The sequence below is a fragment of the Nocardia sp. NPDC059177 genome, from assembly GCF_042755165.1.
Taxonomy (GTDB): Bacteria; Actinomycetota; Actinomycetes; order Mycobacteriales; family Mycobacteriaceae; genus Nocardia.
On sequence record NZ_JBHZBX010000023.1, the window covers coordinates 49252 to 69180 of the forward strand.

Below are 19929 nucleotides of genomic sequence, written 5' to 3' on the forward strand. Positions count from 1 at the left end.
GGGAAGGGGATTACCGCATGCGACACGGAACGCGCGCGAGTGTAGTGATGCCGATCACCCGATGTCGCGGCGCGGGGTCGGGTCAGCGCGCGGCGCGCGCGGCGCGCCTGGGATGATGGGCCCATGCAGGGCGCCCCGACATCGACCACCACGACCCGCGAACAGTTCCGGCTGCTCGCCGCCGAGCACCGGGTGGTCCCGGTGACCCGAAAGGTGCTGGCGGACTCCGAAACTCCGCTATCGGCCTACCGCAAGCTGGCCGGCGACCGGCCGGGCACCTTCCTGTTCGAGTCCGCCGAGAACGGCCGATCGTGGTCGCGCTGGTCGTTCATCGGCGCGGGCAGCCCGTCCGCGCTGACCGTCGTCGACGGCGAGGCGGCCTGGCTCGGCGCCGTGCCCGCCGACGCGCCCTCCGGCGGCGACCCGCTGCGCGTGCTGCACGAAACCCTCGAACTGCTGCGCACCGAACGCCTGCCCGGACTGCCGCCGCTGACCGGCGGCATGGTCGGCTACCTCGGCTACGACGCGGTGCGCCGCATCGAACGCCTGCCCGAGCTGGCCACCGACGACCTCGCCCTGCCCGAACTGGTCCTCATGCTGGCCACCGACCTGGCCGCCTTCGACCACCACGAGGGCGCCATCACCCTCATCGCCAACGCGGTGAACTGGAACGGCACCGACGACAACGCCGACGCCGCCTACGACGACGCGCTCGCCCGCCTGGACCGGATGACCGCCGCGCTGGCGACCCCGGCTCCCTCCACGGTGTCGGTCTTCGACCGGCCCGAGCCGCAGTTCCTGCGCAGGCGCACCACCGAGGAGTTCGGCGCCGGCGTGCGCCGCCTGATCAAGGAGATCGAGGCGGGCGAGGCCTTCCAGGTGGTGCTCTCGCAGCGTTTCGAGATGGATTACACCGGGGATCCGCTGGCGGTCTACCGGATGCTGCGCGCGTCCAATCCGAGCCCGTACATGTACCTGATGCACATTCCCGACGGTGACGGCGGCACCGCGTTCTCGATCGTCGGTTCCAGCCCGGAATCGCTGGTCACGGTGAAGGACGGGGTGGCGACCACGCATCCGATCGCGGGCACCCGGTGGCGGGGGGCCAGCGCCGAGGACGACATCCTGCTCGAGAAGGACCTGCTCGCCGACGACAAGGAGAACGCCGAGCACCTGATGCTGGTCGACCTGGGCCGCAACGATCTGGGCCGGGTCTGCGTGCCCGGCACGGTGCGGGTCACCCAGTACCGCCACGTCGAGCGCTACAGCCACGTCATGCACCTGGTCTCGACGGTGTCGGGGCAGCTGGCCGCGGGCAAGGTCGCCCTGGATGCGGTGCGGGCCTGTTTCCCGGCGGGCACCCTCTCCGGCGCGCCGAAGGTGCGGGCGATGGAACTGATCGAGGAGCTCGAGCCGACCCGGCGCGGCATCTACGGCGGCGTCGTCGGGTATCTGGACTTCGCCGGTGACGCCGACACCGCCATCGCCATCCGCACCGCCCTGCTCAAGGACGGCACCGCCTATGTGCAGGCAGGGGCGGGCGTCGTCGCCGACTCCGACCCGATCGCCGAGGACACCGAGGCCCGCAACAAGGCCATGGCCGTGCTCAAGGCGGTCGCCGCCGCCCAGACCCTGCGCACCTACGAGGGCGGCCCGGCATGAGCGCGCATCGCCCGGCACGGGCCCGGACCCGGCGGCGCACGGGGGAGGCGGCATGACCGAGCCGACCCCGGCCGCGCGACCGCAGGCCAAACCGGTTGTCCCGGTCGTGCTGCTGGCACTGGCCGCGGCGGGGCTGTGGGCGTCCTCGCGGATGACCTGGGTGACGGTGCACTCCGCCGACGGGCTCACCGAACCGCGCACCGACGATCTGAACGGCGGTGTCTGGTTCGGCGCGCTGACGCCGCTGGCCCTGGTGCTGGTCGCCGCGATCGCCGCGGTGTTCGCGGTCAAGGGCGCGCTGCGTCAGCTGCTCGGCGTGGTCATCGCGGTGATCGCCGCCGTGGCCGCCGTGCCCGGTTTCGCCTTGACGGTGGGCGCGGGACGCACCGCCGAACGCGCGGGCACCCTGGCCGAACTGCCGGTGCGCGCGGTGGTGAGCAGCGCCGAAACCCACCTCGCGCCGGCGATCCTGTCGATCGTGGCCGCGACGCTCGCGCTGATCGCCGGTGTGCTGCTGACCCGCCGCGGCGCGCCGTCCACCGAACTGTCCGGCAAATACGACAACCCGGTCTTCCGCCGCGCCGACGCCAGCGCCCAGGTGACCGAACAGCGCAAGGACGGCGACGCCGCGGCGCCGCTGTCGGATCGCGTCCTCTGGGACGCCCTGGACGCGGGTACCGACCCGACCGACGACGAGCACGACAACGGCGAACCGGGCAACCGGACACCGTGACCCCCGCCGCACTCCAGCTCCGCGGCTCCCACTATTCTTGACCAGCATCGGTGAGACAGCGCCTGAGGGGACCTTCAGGCGAGAAGTTCGTCTCCCCAGAAAGGATTCGAGCCAGATGACGGTACTCGACTCGATTCTCGACGGGGTCCGGGCGGATGTTGCCGCCCGCGAAGCCCTCCTCGATTTTCAGGCGATCAAAGCCGCCGCGGCCGCCGCGAAGGCGCCGCTGAACGCGACCGCCGCGTTGCACGAGGACGGGATCGGTGTCATCGCCGAGGTGAAGCGCGCCAGCCCCTCCAAGGGTGCGCTGGCCGACATCCCGGACCCGGCCGTGCTGGCGAAAGCCTACGAAGACGGTGGCGCGCGCATCATCAGCGTGCTCACCGAGGGCCGCCGCTTCGGCGGCTCGCTCGACGACCTCGACGCCGTGCGCGCCGCGGTGAACATCCCGGTCCTGCGCAAGGACTTCGTCGTCGGGCCGTACCAGATCCACGAGGCCCGTGCCCACGGCGCCGACGTGATCCTGCTGATCGTGGCCGCGCTCGAACAGGACGTGCTGTCCTCGCTCATCGACCGCACCGAATCCCTCGGCATGACCGCCCTGGTGGAAGTGCACACCGAGGAAGAGGCCGACCGCGCGCTGGCGGCCGGCGCGTCGGTGATCGGGGTCAACGCGCGCAACCTCAAGACACTCGACGTCGACCGTGACGTCTTCGCGCGGATCGCGCCCGGCCTGCCCTCCGAGGTCATCCGGGTCGCCGAATCCGGCATCCGCGGCACCGCCGACCTGCTGGCCTACGCCGGTGCGGGCGCGGACGCCGTGCTCGTCGGCGAGGGCCTGGTGACCAGCGGCAACCCGCGTGCCTCGGTCTCCGAACTGGTGACCGCGGGCACCCACCCGTCCTGCCCGAAGCCGGCCCGGCGGAGCATCCGGTGACCGCACTTCCCCAGGCCAGCGCGGGCGTCGCCCAGCACAGTGCCTACGAGCCCGACGCGGGTGGTCATTTCGGCGTCTACGGCGGCAGGCACGTGCCCGAGGCGCTGATGGCGGTGATCGAGGAGGTCACCGCCGAGTACGACAAGGTGCGCACCGACCACACCTTCCTCGACGAGCTGGACCGGCTGCAACGCGACTACACCGGGCGGCCGTCGCCGGTGTTCGAGTGCGTCAACCTCGCCGAGCACGCCGGCGGCGCGCGGATCTTCCTCAAGCGCGAGGACCTCAACCACACCGGCTCGCACAAGATCAACAACGTGCTCGGCCAGGCGCTGCTCGCCAAGCGGATGGGTAAGACCCGCGTCATCGCCGAGACCGGCGCGGGCCAGCACGGCGTCGCCACCGCGACCGCGTGCGCGCTGCTCGGCCTGGACTGCGTGATCTACATGGGCGCGGTCGACACCGCCCGCCAGGCACTCAATGTGGCCCGGATGCGCCTGCTCGGCGCGCAGGTGGTCTCGGTGACCACCGGTTCGCAGACCCTCAAGGACGCCATCAACGAGGCGCTGCGCGACTGGGTCTCGCACGCCGACGACACCTACTACTGCTTCGGCACCGCCGCGGGACCGCACCCGTTCCCGCTGATGGTGCGCGATTTCCAGCGCGTGGTCGGGATGGAGGCGCGCGAGCAGATCGTCGAGCGCGCGGGCAGGCTGCCCGAGGCGGTCGTGGCCTGCGTCGGCGGTGGCTCCAACGCCATCGGCATCTTCCATGCGTTCATCCCCGACGCCGGGGTGCGGCTGATCGGTTACGAGGCGGCCGGTGACGGCGTCGAGACCGGACGGCACGCGGCCACCTTCACCGGCGGCACCCCCGGCGCGTTCCAGGGCGCCTACTCGTACCTGCTGCAGGACGAGGACGGCCAGACCATCGACTCGCATTCGATCTCGGCCGGTCTGGACTACCCGGGCGTCGGCCCCGAGCATGCCCACCTCAAGGACATCGGCCGCGCGGAATACGAGCCGATCACCGACACCGAGGCGATGGACGCGCTGCTGCTGCTCTCCCGCGCCGAGGGCATCATCCCGGCCATCGAGTCCGCGCACGCCGTGGCGGGCGCGCTGAAGCTGGGCAAGCAGCTCGGCCCCGGCGCGATCATCCTGTGCAACCTGTCCGGTCGTGGTGACAAGGACATGGACACCGCGGGCCGCTGGTTCGGACTGTTCGACGACGACGCCGCCGAGGAGAACCAGCAGTGAGCCAGCAGTCCCGTCTCGCCAACACCTTCGCCGCCGCGCGCGCCGAAGACCGGGCCGCCCTGATCGGCTACCTGCCCGCCGGCTACCCCGACCTCGCCGGATCCATCGACGTGGTCCGGGCGATGGTCGAATCCGGGTGCGACATCGTCGAAGTCGGCGTCGCCTACTCCGACCCGGTGATGGACGGCCCGACCATCCAGGCCGCCGCCGACCAGGCACTGCGCGGCGGGGTGCGGGTGCGTGACGTGTTCTCCGTCGTCGAGGCCATCGCCGACGCCGGTGGCCAGGCCGTGGTGATGAGCTACTGGAACCCGGTGCTCCAATACGGCGTCGACACCTTCGCCCGCGACCTGGCCGCGGCCGGCGGCGCGGGCGTCATCACGCCGAACCTGATCCCCGACGAAGCCGACGACTGGTTCGTCGCCTCCGCGACCCACAACCTGGACCGGATCTTCCTGGTCGCGCCGTCCTCCACCGAGGAACGCCTGGTGAAGACCCTGGAAGCCTCGCGTGGCTTCATCTACGCGGCCTCCACCATGGGTGTCACCGGCGCGCGCGAGGTGGTCTCCTCGGCCGCGCCCGCCCTGTGCGCCCGCGTCCGCGCGCATTCCGACATCCCGATCGGCGTCGGCCTCGGCGTGCGTTCGGGTGCCCAGGCCGCCGAGATCGCGGGGTACGCCGACGGGGTGATCGTGGGATCGGCGCTGGTCACGGCCGCCGGTGAGAGCCTGGACGCCGTCCGCGCCCTCACCACAGAACTGGCCGAAGGCGTACGGCGGTCCGTGGGTGGCGTGCTGCTCCACTAACGTGGGGGCCGTGAACTCAGTCCTGGCCTACATTCCTAGTCCGCCGCAGGGGGTCTGGCAGCTCGGGCCCTTCCCGCTGCGGGCCTATGCGCTCTGCATCATCATCGGCATCGTCGCCGCCATCTGGTGGGGTGAACGGCGGTGGCGCGAGCGCGGCGGGCAATCCGGCGCCGTCCTCGACGTCGCCATGTTCGCGGTGCCGTTCGGCCTGGTCGGCGGGCGGATCTACCACGTCGCCACCGACTGGCAGAAGTACTTCGGGGAGGGCCGAGACCCGATCGAGGCGCTCTACATCTGGCAGGGCGGCCTCGGCATCTGGGGCGCGGTGTTCTTCGGCGGCATCGGCGCCTGGATCGGCTGCCGGGTGTACAAGATCCCGCTGCCCGCCCTCGGCGACGCGATCGCACCCGGCGTACTGCTCGCCCAGGCCATCGGCCGGCTCGGCAACTACTTCAACCAGGAACTCTACGGCCGTACCACCGAGGTGCCGTGGGGCCTCGAGATCTACAACCGGTTCGACCCGGAAACCGGCGCCAGGGACATGATGAACGGGGTGTCCACCGGCCAGGTCCAGGAGGTCGTGCACCCGACGTTCCTCTATGAAATGGTGTGGAACCTGCTGATCGTGGTGCTGCTGGTCCAGCTGGACAAGCGCTACAAGATCGGCCACGGCAGGCTGTTCGCGCTCTACGTCGCCGGCTACAGCTTCGGCCGGTTCTTCGTCGAACTGATGCGCAACGACGAAGCCACCCATCTGCTCGGCATCCGGATCAACTCCTTCACCTCCGCGCTCGTGTTCCTCGGCGCCATGGCCTATTTCGCGCTGGCGACCAAGGGCCGCGAGACCGCCGCCCAGCTCCAGCCGGGCGGTGAACCGCGACCCTGGCCGTGGCAGATCGGCGCCCTGCGCGCGGCGGGCGGCACCGAAACGGCGGGCACGGTCGACATCGCGAAGAAGACCGACCCGGACACCGCGAAGAAGACCGACACGGACGCGGAGAAGGAGTCCGGGCCGGACACGGCGAAGGACACCGAGGACGCGGCGGCGACCCGCGACACCGAGGACGACGAGCCCGCCGAGCCGACGAATTCGGGCGCGCAGAAGTCCTGACGCATCGGCGGACTCGCCAAATCGGCCGCTGTCGGGCAACATTCCGGGGACCCGCCGCGATATTTCGCGTGGAGTGTCGCAGGCCGAGGGACGGGTACCCGGGGAGACAGTGGCCGGTCGTTGTGACCACAATGGCCGTGATCGTCGCGGGCGCATCGCCGTTCGGCCGATCGCCACTGGCCGGGGGCCGAGACGGGTACCCGCACGAATGATGGAGGCATGAGTGACCGACCCCTACAACCCGAACCCGCAATACGGGCCCGATCTGGGCAAGCAGCCGGGTGGGCAGCCGCAGTACGGCCAGCCGTCGGATCCGTACGCGCAGCAGCCGCAGCCGGGTTACGGGCAGCCGCCGTCTGACCCGTACGCGCAGCAGCCGGGATACGGCCAGCCGCAGTACGGTCAGCCGCAGTACGGTCAGCCCGCTGACCCGTACGCCCAGCCGCAGCCGGGCTACGCCCCCGCCTACGGCATGCCGCAGGGCTACAACCCGGCCGATCCGGAAGCGCCGTACGGCCGCGACATGTACGGCGTCCCGTTCTCGGACAAGCAGAAGATGATGGCAGGCCTGCTGGAGATCTTCCTGGGCAGCTTCGGCGTCGGCCGTTTCTACCTGGGCTACACCGGGCTGGGTATCGCCCAGATCGCGGTGGTCTGGCTGACCTGTGGCCTCGGCGCCATCTGGCCGCTGATCGACGGCATCATGATGCTCACCGGCAAGGTGCCCGACGCGCAGGGCCGCCCGCTGCGCGACTGACCGCGCCGCGCGCAACGCACGGGTGTCCCGCCGACCGGCGGGGCACCCGTTTCGTGTTACTCACCGCGAGTTCCACGCACGGTGAGCGATACTCTGTGTCGGTCTGGGGCGGCGTCGTAGCGTCGCTTGGCCTGCGCGTGCCGACGCGCAGCGGAGAAAGGGACTCTCGTGCGTAAACTTCTGGCCGCCGCCGTACTCGCCGTCGTCGCCGCGACCGGCCTGTCGGCCTGCTCCTCCGACGCCGATCCGAACGTGCTGACGGTCGGGACCGAGGGCACCTACGCGCCGTTCAGCTATCAGGAAAACGGCACGCTCACCGGCTATGACGTCGAGGTCGCCCGCGCGGTCGGCGAGAAGCTCGGCAAGCGGGTCGAATTCGTGCAGACACCGTGGGACTCGATCTTCGCGGGGCTGGAGTCGAAGCGGTTCGATCTGGTCGCCAACCAGGTGACCGTCAATCCGGAGCGGGCCGCGAAGTACTCGCTGTCGCAGCCCTACACCACCTCCGAGGGCGTGATCGTCACCAAGGCCGACAACGCCACCATCACCTCGCTGGCGGATCTGCCGGGCAAGACCACCGCGCAGTCGGCCACCAGCAACTGGAGCCAGGTCGCCGAGGACGCGGGCGCGAAAGTCGAAGCGGTGGAAGGGTTCGTGCAGGCGGTGCAGCTGCTGAAGGCAGGCCGGGTCGACGCCACCGTCAACGACACCCTGGCGGTCGGGGAGTACACCAAGAAGACCGGCGACACCGGCATCAAGATCGCCGGCAAGACCGGGGAGACCAGTCAGCAGGCCTTCGCCGCCCGCAAGGACGACGCCGCGCTGATCGCCGACATCGACCGCGCGCTCGAGCAGCTGCGCGCCGACGGCACCCTGGCCCGGCTGTCGGAGAAGTACTTCGGCACCGACGTCAGCAAGTAGCGGATGGATTCCGCGACCAGGGAGCTGATCTGGCACAACCTGTGGCCGATGCTGAAGGCCACGGTCACCATGACGCTGCCGCTGACGGCGATCAGTTTCCTCATCGGCCTGGCCATCGCGGTGGGTGTCGCGCTGGCCAGGATGTCGTCGCGGCGGGTGCTCGAGCTGCCCGCCCGCTTCTACATCTCGATCATCCGCGGCACCCCGTTGCTGGTGCAGCTGTTCATCGTGTTCTACGCGCTGCCGCAGTTCGGGATCGTCATCGATCCGTTCCCGGCGGCGGTCATCGCGTTCAGCCTCAATGTCGGCGGGTACGCGGCGGAGGTGGTGCGTTCGGCGATCATGAGCGTCGCGCACGGCCAGTGGGAGGCCGCGCAGTCGCTGGGCCTGACCTATCCGCAGACCCTCTGGTACATCGTGTTCCCGCAGGCGGCCCGGATCGCGGTGCCGCCGCTGTCGAACACGCTGATCTCGCTGGTCAAGGACACCTCGCTGGCCTCGACGATCCTGGTCACCGAGCTGCTGCGCACCGCCCAGCTCGCCGCCGCCCCCACCTTCGACTTCTTCGCCCTCTACGGCGTCGCCGCCGTCTACTACTGGATCATCTGTCTCATCCTCGGCTTCGGCCAAACCCGCCTGGAAACAAGACTTTCCAGACACGTCGCCCGCCGGTGAACACTGATTTCGTGAACACATGGGTAACTCGTCGGGAACGCCCGGCCCTGGTCACGTCGATAACCGCCGGTCCGGCGAGGAATCCGGCCACCACCCACCGACCGGCGAAAAAACTCGGGGAGGCGGAACAGCTAGGCTTTGCGGTGTGATGCGACGGACGAAGATTGTGTGCACCCTCGGGCCGGCCACTGCCACCCAGGACCGTATTCGTGAACTCGTCGACAGCGGCATGGACGTGGCCCGGCTGAACTTCAGCCACGGCGACCATGCCGACCACGCCGACAACTACAAGATGGTCCGCGCGGCTTCCGACGAGAGCGGCCGCGCGGTCGGCATCCTCGCCGACCTGCAGGGCCCCAAGATCCGCCTCGGCCGCTTCGCCGACGGCCGCACCGAGTGGGCCAACGGCGAGCAGGTGCGGATCACCGTCGACGATGTCGACGGCACCCACGACCGCGTGTCGACCACCTACAAGCAGCTCGCGCAGGACGCCAAGGCCGGCGACCGCCTGCTCGTCGACGACGGCAAGGTCGGCCTGACGGTGGAGCGCATCGACGGCAACGACGTCGTCTGCCGGGTCACCGAGGGCGGCCCGGTGAGCAACAACAAGGGCCTGTCGCTGCCCGGCATGAACGTGTCGGTGCCCGCGCTGTCCGGCAAGGACATCGAGGACCTCGAGTTCGCGCTGAAGCTGGGCGTGGACTTCATCGCGCTGTCGTTCGTGCGCTCGCCGTCCGACATCGAGCTGGTGCACGACATCATGGACAAGGTCGGCCGCCGCGTGCCGGTCATCGCCAAGCTGGAGAAGCCCGAGGCGATCGACAATCTCGAGGCGATCGTGCTGGCCTTCGACGCGGTGATGGTCGCCCGCGGCGATCTCGGTGTCGAGCTGCCGCTCGAGCAGGTGCCGCTGGTGCAGAAGCGCGCGATCCAGATGGCGCGCGAGAACGCCAAGCCGGTCATCGTCGCCACCCAGATGCTCGAGTCGATGATCGAGAACTCGCGCCCGACCCGCGCCGAGGCCTCCGATGTGGCCAACGCGGTGCTCGACGGTGCCGACGCGGTGATGCTCTCGGGCGAGACCTCGGTCGGTGCCTGGCCCATCGACGCGGTCCGCACGATGAGCCGCATCGTCACCGCGGTGGAGTCCGAGACGCACCGGGTGCCGCCGCTGACCCACGTGCCGCGCACCAAGCGCGGCGTGATCTCCTACGCCGCGCGTGACATCGGCGAGCGGCTCAACGCCAAGGCGCTGGTGGCGTTCACCCAGTCCGGTGACACCGTGCGCCGCCTGGCCCGCCTGCACACTCCGCTGCCGCTGCTGGCCTTCACCCCGCTGCCGGAGGTGCGCAGTCAGCTGACACTGACCTGGGGCACCGAGACCTTCATCGTGCCGATGGTGGACTCCACCGACGCGATGATCCACCAGGTCGACCAGGCGCTGCTGTCGATGGATCGGTACCGCAAGGGCGACCTGGTGGTCATCGTGGCCGGCTCCCCGCCGGGTACCGTCGGTTCCACCAACCTGATCCACGTTCATCGCATCGGCGAGGAGGACCACTAGTCGTGAGTAGTTCGGCAGGCGGATCGACCGAGGTCGAGACAGTGCGCGGCGAGCAGTCACCCGATCTCGGGGTGCTGCTGGACCTGCTCGACCTCGAGCCGATCGGCGAGGACGTCTTCCTCGGCAACCATCCCGAGAAGGTGTGGAGCCGCACCTTCGGCGGGCAGCTGGTGTCGCAGGCGATCGTCGCTGCCGGACGTACGGCGGGCGAGCGTCCGCTGCACGCGATCAACGCGCACTTCGTGCGTGGTGGTGATGTGAAGAAGCCGATCGAGTATCACGTGCAGCGGCACCGCGACGGGCGTGCCCTCGCCAATCGCACGGTCACCGCCAGCCAGGACGGCCAGGAGCTGTTCGTCATGCTGGCCGCGTTCCAGGACTGGGGCAAGGGTCTCGAGCACGCCCACGAGGGCCCCGAGGTGCCCGATCCGGAGACCCTGCCCCGGGTGGAGGAGAGCTTCGCCGGCTTCGAGGACAAGCTGGAGATGTTCATCAAGGCCCCGCACCCGATCGATATGCGCTACACCAACGATCCGGCGTGGATCCTCAAGGGCACCGGCGAGAAGCTCAACCACAACCGGGTCTGGATGCGCACCGACGGCGCGCTGCCCGACGATCCGCTGCTGCACGTGGCCGCGCTGGGCTACTCCTCCGACACCACGGTGCTCGATTCGATCATCACCACGCACGGGCTGTCGTGGGGTCTGGACCGGATCCTGGCGGCGACGGTGAACCATTCGATGTGGTTCCACCGCCCGTTCCGGTTCGACGACTGGGTGCTCTACGCCACCGAGTCGCCGGTCGCGGCGGGCTCGCGCGGCCTGGCGACCGGCCGATTCTATTCGCGCACCGGCGAATTGATCGCCACCACCGTCCAGGAAGGCGTCATCCGGCATTTCCCGGCGCGCTGAGTCTCAACGATATTCGTGGTCGAGTTCGGTGCGCTGGTCGGCGCGGACGCGGAAGGGTACCGGGTGGCCGGGTTGTTGCGGGGCCGCGCCGTGGACCGCGAGAGCCAGGCTGTGTTCGAGGTCGGCGATGTCGTCGTCGGTGAGGTCGGCGGGTTCACCGACCAGGCTCAGGGCGATCTCGTAGGTGGCCTCGGCGCCCGGTGCCGCGTCGGGATGGCTACCGCGCCAGTGTGATTCGAGTTCGGCGTGGATCGGGTCGGTGGCGTCGACGGGCAGGGTGAACCGCCAGGCGAACACGTCACGGTCGTGCAGGTGGTCGTCGAGGACCGCGCGGATCGCGACGACGATGCGGTCGAGAATGTCCGGTGTCACATACACATGGAGCGAAACATCCGAAATGCGTTTCGGCATGTCTGATTCCTGTCGTGTGTCGAACCAGCAAGGAACATGTCCGCGCCGCAGTCTAATCCCTGTGCGGCCCCGGCGAACAGCCCTTGCGCTCAGCGCCCGCGCTGGGCGGCGAGAAAGGCGGCCAGCGGGCGGGCGTGGTCGGGGGCGATGACCAGGCCGGGTGCTTCGTCGCGGGTGTGCGCGCGCTGTTCGTGCGGCGCCAGCGCGGCCAGCAGCGGGAACAGCAGTTCGGCGATCCGGTCGCCGACTTCGATGAAGGCCTGGGCGGACAGCCCGATCGGGTCGGCGATGTTCTCGCGCGCGACATAGGCCAGGTCGTTGCGGGCGCGGTGCAGGGTGTCGATGGACCTCGCGCCGGTGACCTTGGCGATGCGGTGCGCCTCGGCCAGGGTGAAGGTGCGCGCGGCGACCCCGAAGGCCAGCTCGGCGACCTGTTCGCGCAGTGATTCGGTCATCGTGAGCACCAGATCGGCGCGATCGACCATCTCGGGCCGCAGCTTGCGCGCTTTGAATCCGCCGATGTCACCGCCCAATCCGGCGATGGTCTCCGCGGCCAGTGGTTCGGCCGGAAAACCGACCAGCGCCCGGGTGCCCGCGCTCTCGGCGGTGAGCCCGGGTAGGCCGTTGTCCGCAGCGAACGCCCACGTGAGTCGTTCGGCGATCACCGACCGGCAGACATTGGAGTTGCAGACGAACAGCACGTGCATATCGCTACCGTAAACGGCTCGATTGTCGCGCAATAGACCTTGCTCGCAACCATCACAGAGCTGGACCTTTTTATTCACCTCACGGTTGAATTCCGTACACGAATCACCATGCGGAAATCTGTTGCGTGTGACCGTGATACCCGCGAGATAGCAATCGGAAACCTACCGGTGATATGTGTCGATCATCACTCGTCGGCGGCATAATAATTCGATTCCTCGACCACCGGCGGGACCGCCGGTGCGGCGCCCTGGACCCGGCCACGGGTGGAGAACATCGGCCCGCGCGCGGGCACCACCGGCGCGAACCGGGCCAGCCCGGTCGCGGCGGACATGTCGTCGTAGACCGCGTCGATTCCGCCCCGGCGGAAGTAGGCTTCGTGCCAGAAACCGGTGCCGCCGGAATCACGCAGGAATTGTCCCCACCACTGCCGGTGCGGGTCCGAGCGGGTCCAGCGCTCGAGCGAATCCAGATCCCGCCAGTATTGCCGCGCGCCCCAGTGCGGCGGGAACATCGACCACACCACGTCCTCGTGCAGCAGCAACCCGTCGGGACGGTCGGCGTGTGACCGGTAGAGCTTGGGGCCGACGCCGAGCAGGCGCAGCATGCCGCGTGGGGTGCGCACCCGCATACCCAGCAGGATCATCACCAGGTCGGGGTAGTCGTCGAGGTCGACCGTCGTCCTGTGTACCCGCATGTCGGTGCCTTTCCGCCGCGTCGTCTTCTCGGTAATACGATGCGGGCGCCGGTCCGGTTCGACCGCGGTTCGCGTCGCGGCGCGCCGAGACGCTATAGTGACCGCGGTGCGCCGGGTTGGCGGAACTGGCAGACGCGACGGTCTCAAAAACCGTTGTCCGAAAGGACGTGTGGGTTCGAGTCCCACACTCGGCACCACGGCGGACGCGCGGATTGGACCGCGCTCCGCGGGGGAGTATCTGTCGCGGGGCCCGCGCGACGTCCTCGTACTCGCGTTCACCCGCGGTTTCGGAAAGGTACTCTCTACATCGGCATCGGAAATCCAGAGGGGTCGTACCTATGAGCACGAATGCAGGGGGCGCAGGAGTCGCGCGTGAGGCGGTCGCCAAACGTGTCGTCGTCGCCGAGGACGAGGCTCTCATCCGCATGGACCTGGTGGAGATGCTCAAGGAAGAGGGCTACGACGTCGTCGGCGAGGCCGGTGACGGGCAGCAGGCGGTCGAGCTGGCCGAGGAGTTGCGGCCGGATCTGGTGATCATGGACGTGAAGATGCCGCGCCGCGACGGGATCGACGCCGCCGCCGAGATCGCGACGAAACGTGTTGCGCCCGTAGTGATCTTGACCGCATTCAGCCAGCGCGACCTGGTCGAGCGGGCCCGTGACGCCGGCGCCATGGCCTACCTGGTGAAGCCGTTCACCAAATCCGATCTGGTGCCCGCGATCGAACTCGCGGCCAGCCGTTTCCACGAAATCACCGCGCTGGAAACCGAAGTCGCGAATCTGTCGGACCGGCTGGAGACGCGCAAGCTGGTCGAGCGGGCCAAGGGTGTGCTCATGCAGACCCAGGGGCTCTCGGAACCGCAGGCGTTCAAATGGATTCAGCGCACCGCGATGGATCGGCGCACCACCATGAAGGCCGTCGCCGAAGTCGTGCTGGAGAACCTCACCCCGCAGTGACGCCGGAACGTGAGGTCTCCGCCGCGCGCACCGAAAGCCGGAAAACTTTACGCAAGCGAAACAATAAAGCGAACTATGACCGGACATGAAGCGTCCGACATGGTGCGAATGTGATGCGGATCCAACAAACCGGCGATATGTTCTGTCCGGGCTGAACGTGGTCGGCCCCCTCGGTGGACCCGGGGAGCACAGGATATAGAGGTGAGACGTGCTCAGTTCGACATGGCGCAGTCGTTCGACGCGGGGAGTTCTGGTAATCGGAGCTGCGGCGTCGTTGGTGTTGTCCGGTTGCAGCGACAAGTCGTCCGACGGCGGCGGTGGCGGCAGCACCGATCTCTCCATCCAGCCGGTGGTCCAGCTCGATACCGCGGGCAAGGCCGTGGCGGAAACCGATTCCGGTGCTGCCGCCGACCCCGCCGGTGACGGCAAGGCCAAGTGCGCGCCGCAGACCATCGCGATGGCAGGCCCGCTGACCGGTGGCAACGCCGCGCTCGGCATCAACATCATCAACGGCGTCAAACTGGCGCTGGACCAGCACAACAAGGCCAATCCGGATTGCCAGGTCCAGGTCAAGCAGTTCGACACCGAGGGCAAGCCGCAGATCGCCACCCAGGTGATCCCGACCATCGTCAACGATCCCAGCATCATCGGCCTGATCGGCCCGACCTTCTCGGGGGAGACCAAGGCCACCGGCCAGGTCCTCAGCGAGGCGGGCATGCCGACGCTGACCGCCTCGGCCACCAACCCGACGCTGACCCAGAACGGCTGGCAGACCTTCTTCCGCGGCCTGGGCAACGACAACTCGCAGGGCCCCGCGGTCGCCAACTACCTGACCGGCGAGAAGGGCTACAAGAAGATCTGCGTCGTGCAGGACAACACCGACTACGGTGCCGGTCTGGCACAGGCGTTCACCACCGCCGCGGGCCCCGCCGCCGACGCCTCCTGCGCGGTCAGCGTCAAGGAAGGTGACAAGGACTTCTCGGCCGCGGTGTCGAAGCTGTCCGCGGCCGCGCCCGAGGCCATCTTCTACGCCGGCTACTACGCCGAGGCCGCGCCGTTCGTGCAGCAGCTGCGCTCCGGCGGCGTGACCGCGACCTTCGTCTCCGCCGACGGCGCCAACGATCCCGAGTTCGTCCGCCAGGCGGGCGCCTCCTCGAAGGGCGCGCTGCTGTCGTGCCCGTGCAGCCCGGCCCCGGAGAAGTTCGCCTCGGCCTACAAGGCGCTCAACGGTCAGGCGCCCGGCGTCTACTCCGTCGAGGGCTACGACCTGACCACAATCCTGCTCAAGGGCATCGACTCGGGCAAGGTGACCCGCGCCGAGCTGGTCGACTTCGTCCGCAACTACTCCGGCACCGGTGTCGCCCGTGAGTACAAGTGGGGCGAGACCGGCGAGCTGGCCAACATCCAGATCTGGATGTACGAGGTCAAGTAGTCCCCACGAAAGTGTGTAGCGGTGCGCGTGGCCATGCCACGCGCACCGCTCGCCTGACGCGAGAGAGATCATGACATCAGCGGTATCGCTCGGTGTGACCCTGTTGGCCGAGGGGTCCATCGATTTCAACGTTTCCGGGGTGATCGACCAATTCTGGCGATTGACCGTCGACGGACTCACCTACGGCTCGATCTACGCGCTGGTCGCGGTCGGCTACACCCTGGTCTACGGCGTGCTGCGGCTGATCAACTTCGCGCATTCCGAGATCTTCATGCTCGGCATGTTCGGCACCTATGTCGGCCTCGAGCTGCTCGGCTTCGCCCCCAGCGGTAACGCCTATTCCCAGGGTGTGCTGCTGACGGTGTTCTACCTCGGGGTGGCGATGCTGTTCGGCATGCTGGTCTCGGGCATCGCCGCGATCGGGCTGGAACGGGTCGCCTACCGCCCGCTGCGCAGGCGCGGCGCGAAACCGCTGGCGTTCCTGATCACCGCGATCGGCATGTCGTTCGTGATCCAGGAGTTCGTGCACTACATCCTGCCCAAGATCAAGCCCGGCCTCGGCGGCTCCAACGCGCAGACCGGCATCCGGCTGGTGGAGCCGAAGGTGCAGTTCAGCTTCCTCGGCGCCGAGGTCACCAATGTGGCGCTGGTGATCTTCGCCGCGGCCATCGTGCTCGCCGCGATCACCGAGATCGTCATCAACCGGACCACATTCGGCCGGGCCATCCGCGCGGTGGCCCAGGATCCCGACACCGCCACCCTGATGGGTGTCTCGCGGGAACGGGTGATCGTGCTGACCTTCCTCATCGGCGGCCTGCTGGCCGGTGCCGCCGCGATGCTCTACACCCTCTACATCCCCACCGGCATCATCTTCTCCGGTGGTTTCATCCTCGGTATCAAGGCCTTCAGCGCCGCGGTGCTCGGCGGTATCGGCAACCTGCGCGGCGCGTTGCTGGGCGGCATGCTCCTGGGCGTCGCCGAGCAGTACGGGCAGATCCTGTTCGGCACCGAATGGCGCGACGTGGTCGCCTTCGTGCTGCTGGTGACTGTGCTGATGTTCCGGCCGACCGGCATCCTCGGCGAGAGCCTGGGGAGGGCACGCGCATGACCGACCTGACGAAAACCCCTGCGGCGCAGCAGGACCGGCGTGGCCTCGGCGACGCGATCCGCAGCTGGTGGGACGGGCTGTCGCGGCCTGCCCAGTGGGCGGTCGGTATCCCGATCGTGGCGGCGCTGGCGATCCTGCCGCTGTACCCGCCGCCGCTGATCGATACCCCCGGCGTGAGTTTCGGCGGCGTGATGGCGCAGTTCGCGATGTACGCGCTGATCGCCATCGGCCTGAACGTGGTCGTCGGCCAGGCCGGTCTGCTCGACCTCGGCTATGTCGGTTTCTACGCCGTCGGCGCCTACACCGTCGGCCTGCTGACCAGCCCGAACAGCCCGTGGAACCAGACCGACGGGGGCTGGCTGAACCCCAGCTGGGCGTGGCTGGCCTGCCTGCCGATCGCGGTCGCGCTGACCGCGTTCGCCGGCCTGGTGCTCGGCGCGCCGACACTGCGCCTGCGCGGTGACTACCTGGCGATCGTGACGCTGGGCTTCGGTGAGATCGTCCGCCTGATGGCCGACAACCTCGGGGAGCTCACCAACGGCAGCCTCGGCCTGTCCAAGATCGCCTACCCGGAGGTCGGCGAATCCGAAGCGCACCCCGGCGGCTACTTCTCCCCGGGCAACCTCGGCAACACCGACAGCACGAACCCGCTGGAGCGCGCCAACAACGGCACCTGGTGGTTCTGGCTCGGCATGGCGCTGGTCGTTGTCGTGCTGCTGATCATCGGCAATCTCGAACGCAGCCGGGTCGGCCGCTCCTGGGTGGCGATCCGCGAAGACGAGGACGCCGCCGAGATCATGGGCGTGCCGACCTTCAAGTTCAAGCTGTGGGCCTTCGTGATCGGCGCCTCCGTCGGCGGTCTGTCCGGCGCCATGTACGCCGGTCAGGTCACCTACGTGAACCCCAAGCAGTTCGACATCATCCTGTCGATGCTGTTCCTGTGCGCGGTCGTGCTCGGTGGCTCGGGCAACAAGCTCGGCGTGATCGTCGGCGCGTTCCTCATCGCGTATCTGCCGATGCGGTTGCAGTCGGTGCAGCTGGTGTCGAGCGAGTCGACCGGTTACCTGCTGCTCGCGCTCGACGTCGCGCTGCTGGTCGGGCTGTGGCTGCTGTGGCGGTGGCGCGGTGACGCACTCGGCGTGTGGGTCAGACGCGCGATGATCACGGTGTCGATCGTCGCGGTGGTCTTGGGGTTGCTGCTGGCGGGCAGCGTGCTGCTGTTCCGCGAGGGCGGCGCGCAGACCCTCGGTGACCTGAAGTACTTCTACTTCGGCATCGCGCTGGTGGTGATGATGATTCTGCGGCCACAGGGCCTGTTCCCGGTGCGGCAGAAACTGCTCACCTACGGCAGACAGGTGTACCAGGCGGTCGTGCGCAAGCCGGCGGCCGAACCGATCGGAGCAGGGCGATGACGGGGCCGGGCGCAGGGGACGCGCTGTACGACAACGAGGACATGTCGGCCGGGTACAAACCCGCGCCGGAAGTCGAACCGGCGGGCGAGGTCGACCTCACCGCGGTCCTGCCCGAACTCGGCGACGCCGAGACGGTCGCCGAGGTGGTCGCGCCGCATCGCGCGATCGACACCGAGGTCGGCGACGCGCTGCTGCGCACCGACGGCCTGACGGTGAAGTTCGGCGGTCTGACCGCGCTGGACGGGGTGAGTTTCGAGATCCGCCGCGGCGAGATCCTCGGCCTGATCGGCCCCAACGGCGCCGGCAAGACCACCTGCTTCAACGCGATCACCGGTGTCTACAAACCGGCCGCGGGCAGCGTGCACTTCGACGGCACGCCGCTGGCCAAGACCAAACGCAACGAGATCACCCGGATGGGGATCGCGCGCACCTTCCAGAACGTGCGCCTGTTCGGTGAGATGACCGCGCTGGAGAACGTGGTCGTCGGCACCGATGCCCGGCACACCACCTCGGTGCCCGGTGCGATCTTCCGCACCGCCAAGCACCGCAGAGAGGAGCGCGACGCCATCGAACGCGGCATGGCGCTGCTGGAATTCGTCGGGATCGCGCCCCGCGCGGTGGAGAAGGCCCGCAACCTCTCCTACGGTGACCAGCGCAGGCTCGAGATCGCCCGCGCGCTGGCCACCGAACCCAAGCTGCTGTGCCTGGACGAGCCGGCCGCCGGGTTCAACCCGAGCGAGAAGTCGGCGCTGATGGAGCTGATCCGCAAGATCCGCGACGACGGCTACACCGTGCTGCTGATCGAGCACGACATGCGCTTGGTGATGGGCGTGACCGACCGGATCGTGGTGCTCGAGTTCGGGCGCAAGATCGCCGACGGGCTGCCGGCCGAGGTCCGCGAGGACCCGGCGGTGATCGCGGCCTATCTCGGCGTGCCCGACGCGGACACCGTCGCGGAAGTGCGCGAGGAGGCCGAGTCGGCCGCCGCGGAAGGGGCGACCCCACCGCCCGTGCCCGCCACGGTGGTGGTGGAGACGGCCGACGAGCAGGTGACCGATGTCGTCGTCGCCAGTCCCGAGCCGCTGCTCGAGGTGCGCGACATGGTGGTGAACTACGGCAGAATCGAAGCGCTGCACGGGATCTCGCTGTCGGTGTCGCCCGGCGAGCTGGTCACCCTGCTCGGCGCCAACGGCGCGGGCAAGACCACCACCATGCGCGCCCTGTCCGGCCTGCTGCCGCTGACCTCGGGCCGGATCCTGTTCCAGGGCAAGGACATCACCGCGATGAAGGCCCACGACCGGGTGGTCGAGGGACTCATCCAGGCACCGGAAGGCCGTGGCGTGTTCCCCGGTATGACGGTCCTGGAGAACCTCGACATGGGCTGCTACGGCAGGCCGTTCGAGCAGAAGACCGAATACCAGCAGACCCTGGACTGGATCTTCGAACTGTTCCCCCGCCTGGCCGAACGCCGCAAACAGGTCGGCGGCACCCTCTCCGGCGGTGAACAGCAGATGCTCGCCATCGGCCGCGCCCTCATGGCCCGCCCGAAACTGCTGCTGCTCGACGAACCATCGATGGGTCTGGCCCCCATGGTGATCCAGCAGATCTTCCGCATCATCAGCGAGATCAACCGCCAGGGCACCACGGTCCTGCTCGTCGAACAGAACGCCCAGCAAGCCCTCACCCGCAGCGACCGCGCCTACATCCTGGAAACCGGCGAGGTCACCAAGTCCGGCGCGGGCACGGCCCTGCTCACCGACCCGGCGGTGATGTCGGCCTACCTGGGTGTGGATTGACCGGTTCTGGTACCCGTCGCCCGGCCCCGTGCTCCGTGTGAGCGCGGGGCCGGCCGGGTTTTCCGGGCGACACCCG

The 19929-nt window shown here is 68.8% G+C and carries 19 protein-coding genes, 1 tRNA gene and 1 pseudogene; 18 read left to right on the top strand and 3 right to left on the bottom strand.

The annotated features are described in order from the left end of the window. Positions 1-123: 123 nt before the first annotated feature. The 11 genes from ACFXK0_RS24565 to ACFXK0_RS24615 all read left to right on the top strand — a co-directional run bounded on the left by ACFXK0_RS24565 (position 124) and on the right by ACFXK0_RS24615 (position 11336). The gene (locus tag ACFXK0_RS24565) at positions 124-1662 is read left to right on the top strand and encodes an anthranilate synthase component I (RefSeq protein ID WP_379413117.1); all 1539 of its coding nucleotides are present in this window, start codon (positions 124-126) and stop codon (positions 1660-1662) included. A 52-nt stretch (positions 1663-1714) separates the two neighbouring features. Next, on the top strand, positions 1715-2395 hold the full coding sequence (locus tag ACFXK0_RS24570) for a TIGR02234 family membrane protein (protein WP_379413119.1): 681 nt from the start codon (positions 1715-1717) through the stop codon (positions 2393-2395). 115 nt (positions 2396-2510) lie between these two features. Then, positions 2511-3332, top strand: a complete 822-nt coding sequence (trpC, locus tag ACFXK0_RS24575) for an indole-3-glycerol phosphate synthase TrpC (RefSeq protein WP_379413121.1) — start codon at positions 2511-2513, stop codon at positions 3330-3332. Continuing rightward, positions 3329-4591, top strand: coding sequence for a tryptophan synthase subunit beta (gene trpB, locus ACFXK0_RS24580; RefSeq protein ID WP_379413122.1), 1263 nt, complete (start codon positions 3329-3331; stop codon positions 4589-4591). Before trpC ends, trpB begins: the two co-directional genes overlap by 4 nt. Continuing rightward, complete coding sequence (trpA, locus tag ACFXK0_RS24585; protein WP_379413123.1) at positions 4588-5397, top strand: tryptophan synthase subunit alpha; 810 nt, start codon at positions 4588-4590, stop codon at positions 5395-5397. Before trpB ends, trpA begins: the two co-directional genes overlap by 4 nt. Before the next feature lies 1 nt (position 5398). Then, the gene (gene lgt, locus ACFXK0_RS24590; RefSeq protein WP_379413125.1) at positions 5399-6508 is read left to right on the top strand and encodes a prolipoprotein diacylglyceryl transferase; all 1110 of its coding nucleotides are present in this window, start codon (positions 5399-5401) and stop codon (positions 6506-6508) included. A gap of 223 nt (positions 6509-6731) precedes the next feature. After that, on the top strand, positions 6732-7265 hold the full coding sequence (locus ACFXK0_RS24595; protein ID WP_379413126.1) for an NINE protein: 534 nt from the start codon (positions 6732-6734) through the stop codon (positions 7263-7265). Positions 7266-7433: 168 nt separating this feature from the next. Then, a complete protein-coding gene (locus ACFXK0_RS24600; RefSeq protein WP_379413127.1) occupies positions 7434-8186 on the top strand; it encodes an amino acid ABC transporter substrate-binding protein in 753 nt (250 codons plus the stop codon). Between the two features lie 3 nt (positions 8187-8189). Then, entirely contained in the window at positions 8190-8861 is a 672-nt protein-coding gene (locus ACFXK0_RS24605; RefSeq protein ID WP_379413129.1) for an amino acid ABC transporter permease, read from the top strand. Positions 8862-9006: 145 nt separating this feature from the next. Further along, positions 9007-10425, top strand: coding sequence for a pyruvate kinase (gene pyk, locus ACFXK0_RS24610; protein ID WP_379413130.1), 1419 nt, complete (start codon positions 9007-9009; stop codon positions 10423-10425). A 41-nt stretch (positions 10426-10466) separates the two neighbouring features. After that, positions 10467-11336 carry an acyl-CoA thioesterase gene (locus tag ACFXK0_RS24615; protein ID WP_379413190.1) on the top strand — a complete coding sequence of 290 codons (870 nt, stop codon included), beginning with the start codon at positions 10467-10469 and terminating at the stop codon, positions 11334-11336. Between the two features lie 3 nt (positions 11337-11339). Here the strand turns inward: ACFXK0_RS24615 and ACFXK0_RS24620 are convergent, their stop codons facing one another. The 3 genes from ACFXK0_RS24620 to ACFXK0_RS24630 form a co-directional block, all read right to left on the bottom strand. Next, positions 11340-11747 (bottom strand): hypothetical protein, encoded by a 408-nt coding sequence (locus tag ACFXK0_RS24620; protein ID WP_379413131.1) that lies wholly within the window; start codon positions 11745-11747, stop codon positions 11340-11342. A gap of 89 nt (positions 11748-11836) precedes the next feature. Next, a complete protein-coding gene (locus ACFXK0_RS24625; protein ID WP_379413133.1) occupies positions 11837-12454 on the bottom strand; it encodes a low molecular weight phosphatase family protein in 618 nt (205 codons plus the stop codon). Positions 12455-12639: 185 nt separating this feature from the next. Further along, entirely contained in the window at positions 12640-13149 is a 510-nt protein-coding gene (locus ACFXK0_RS24630; RefSeq protein ID WP_379413134.1) for a monooxygenase family protein, read from the bottom strand. A gap of 110 nt (positions 13150-13259) precedes the next feature. On the opposite strand from ACFXK0_RS24630, the gene ACFXK0_RS24635 reads away from it, so the two are divergent. From ACFXK0_RS24635 to ACFXK0_RS24665, 7 genes and pseudogenes are all read left to right on the top strand, one after another. Beyond that, positions 13260-13346: transfer RNA gene (locus tag ACFXK0_RS24635), tRNA-Leu, on the top strand. 141 nt (positions 13347-13487) lie between these two features. Beyond that, on the top strand, positions 13488-14105 hold the full coding sequence (locus tag ACFXK0_RS24640) for an ANTAR domain-containing response regulator (protein WP_379413136.1): 618 nt from the start codon (positions 13488-13490) through the stop codon (positions 14103-14105). 274 nt (positions 14106-14379) lie between these two features. Continuing rightward, on the top strand, positions 14380-15537 hold the full coding sequence (locus ACFXK0_RS24645) for a branched-chain amino acid ABC transporter substrate-binding protein (protein ID WP_379413137.1): 1158 nt from the start codon (positions 14380-14382) through the stop codon (positions 15535-15537). Between the two features lie 70 nt (positions 15538-15607). Further along, positions 15608-16645, top strand: a complete 1038-nt coding sequence (locus tag ACFXK0_RS24650; RefSeq protein ID WP_379413139.1) for a branched-chain amino acid ABC transporter permease — start codon at positions 15608-15610, stop codon at positions 16643-16645. Further along, positions 16642-18057, top strand: a complete 1416-nt coding sequence (locus tag ACFXK0_RS24655) for a branched-chain amino acid ABC transporter permease (protein WP_379413141.1) — start codon at positions 16642-16644, stop codon at positions 18055-18057. Before ACFXK0_RS24650 ends, ACFXK0_RS24655 begins: the two co-directional genes overlap by 4 nt. Beyond that, a pseudogene (locus tag ACFXK0_RS24660) lies at positions 18054-19004 on the top strand (ABC transporter ATP-binding protein); the annotation flags it as partial. The gene ACFXK0_RS24655 and the pseudogene ACFXK0_RS24660, both read left to right, overlap by 4 nt. Positions 19005-19157: 153 nt before the next feature. Further along, on the top strand, positions 19158-19853 hold the full coding sequence (locus ACFXK0_RS24665; protein WP_379413192.1) for an ABC transporter ATP-binding protein: 696 nt from the start codon (positions 19158-19160) through the stop codon (positions 19851-19853). Positions 19854-19929: the final 76 nt, after the last annotated feature.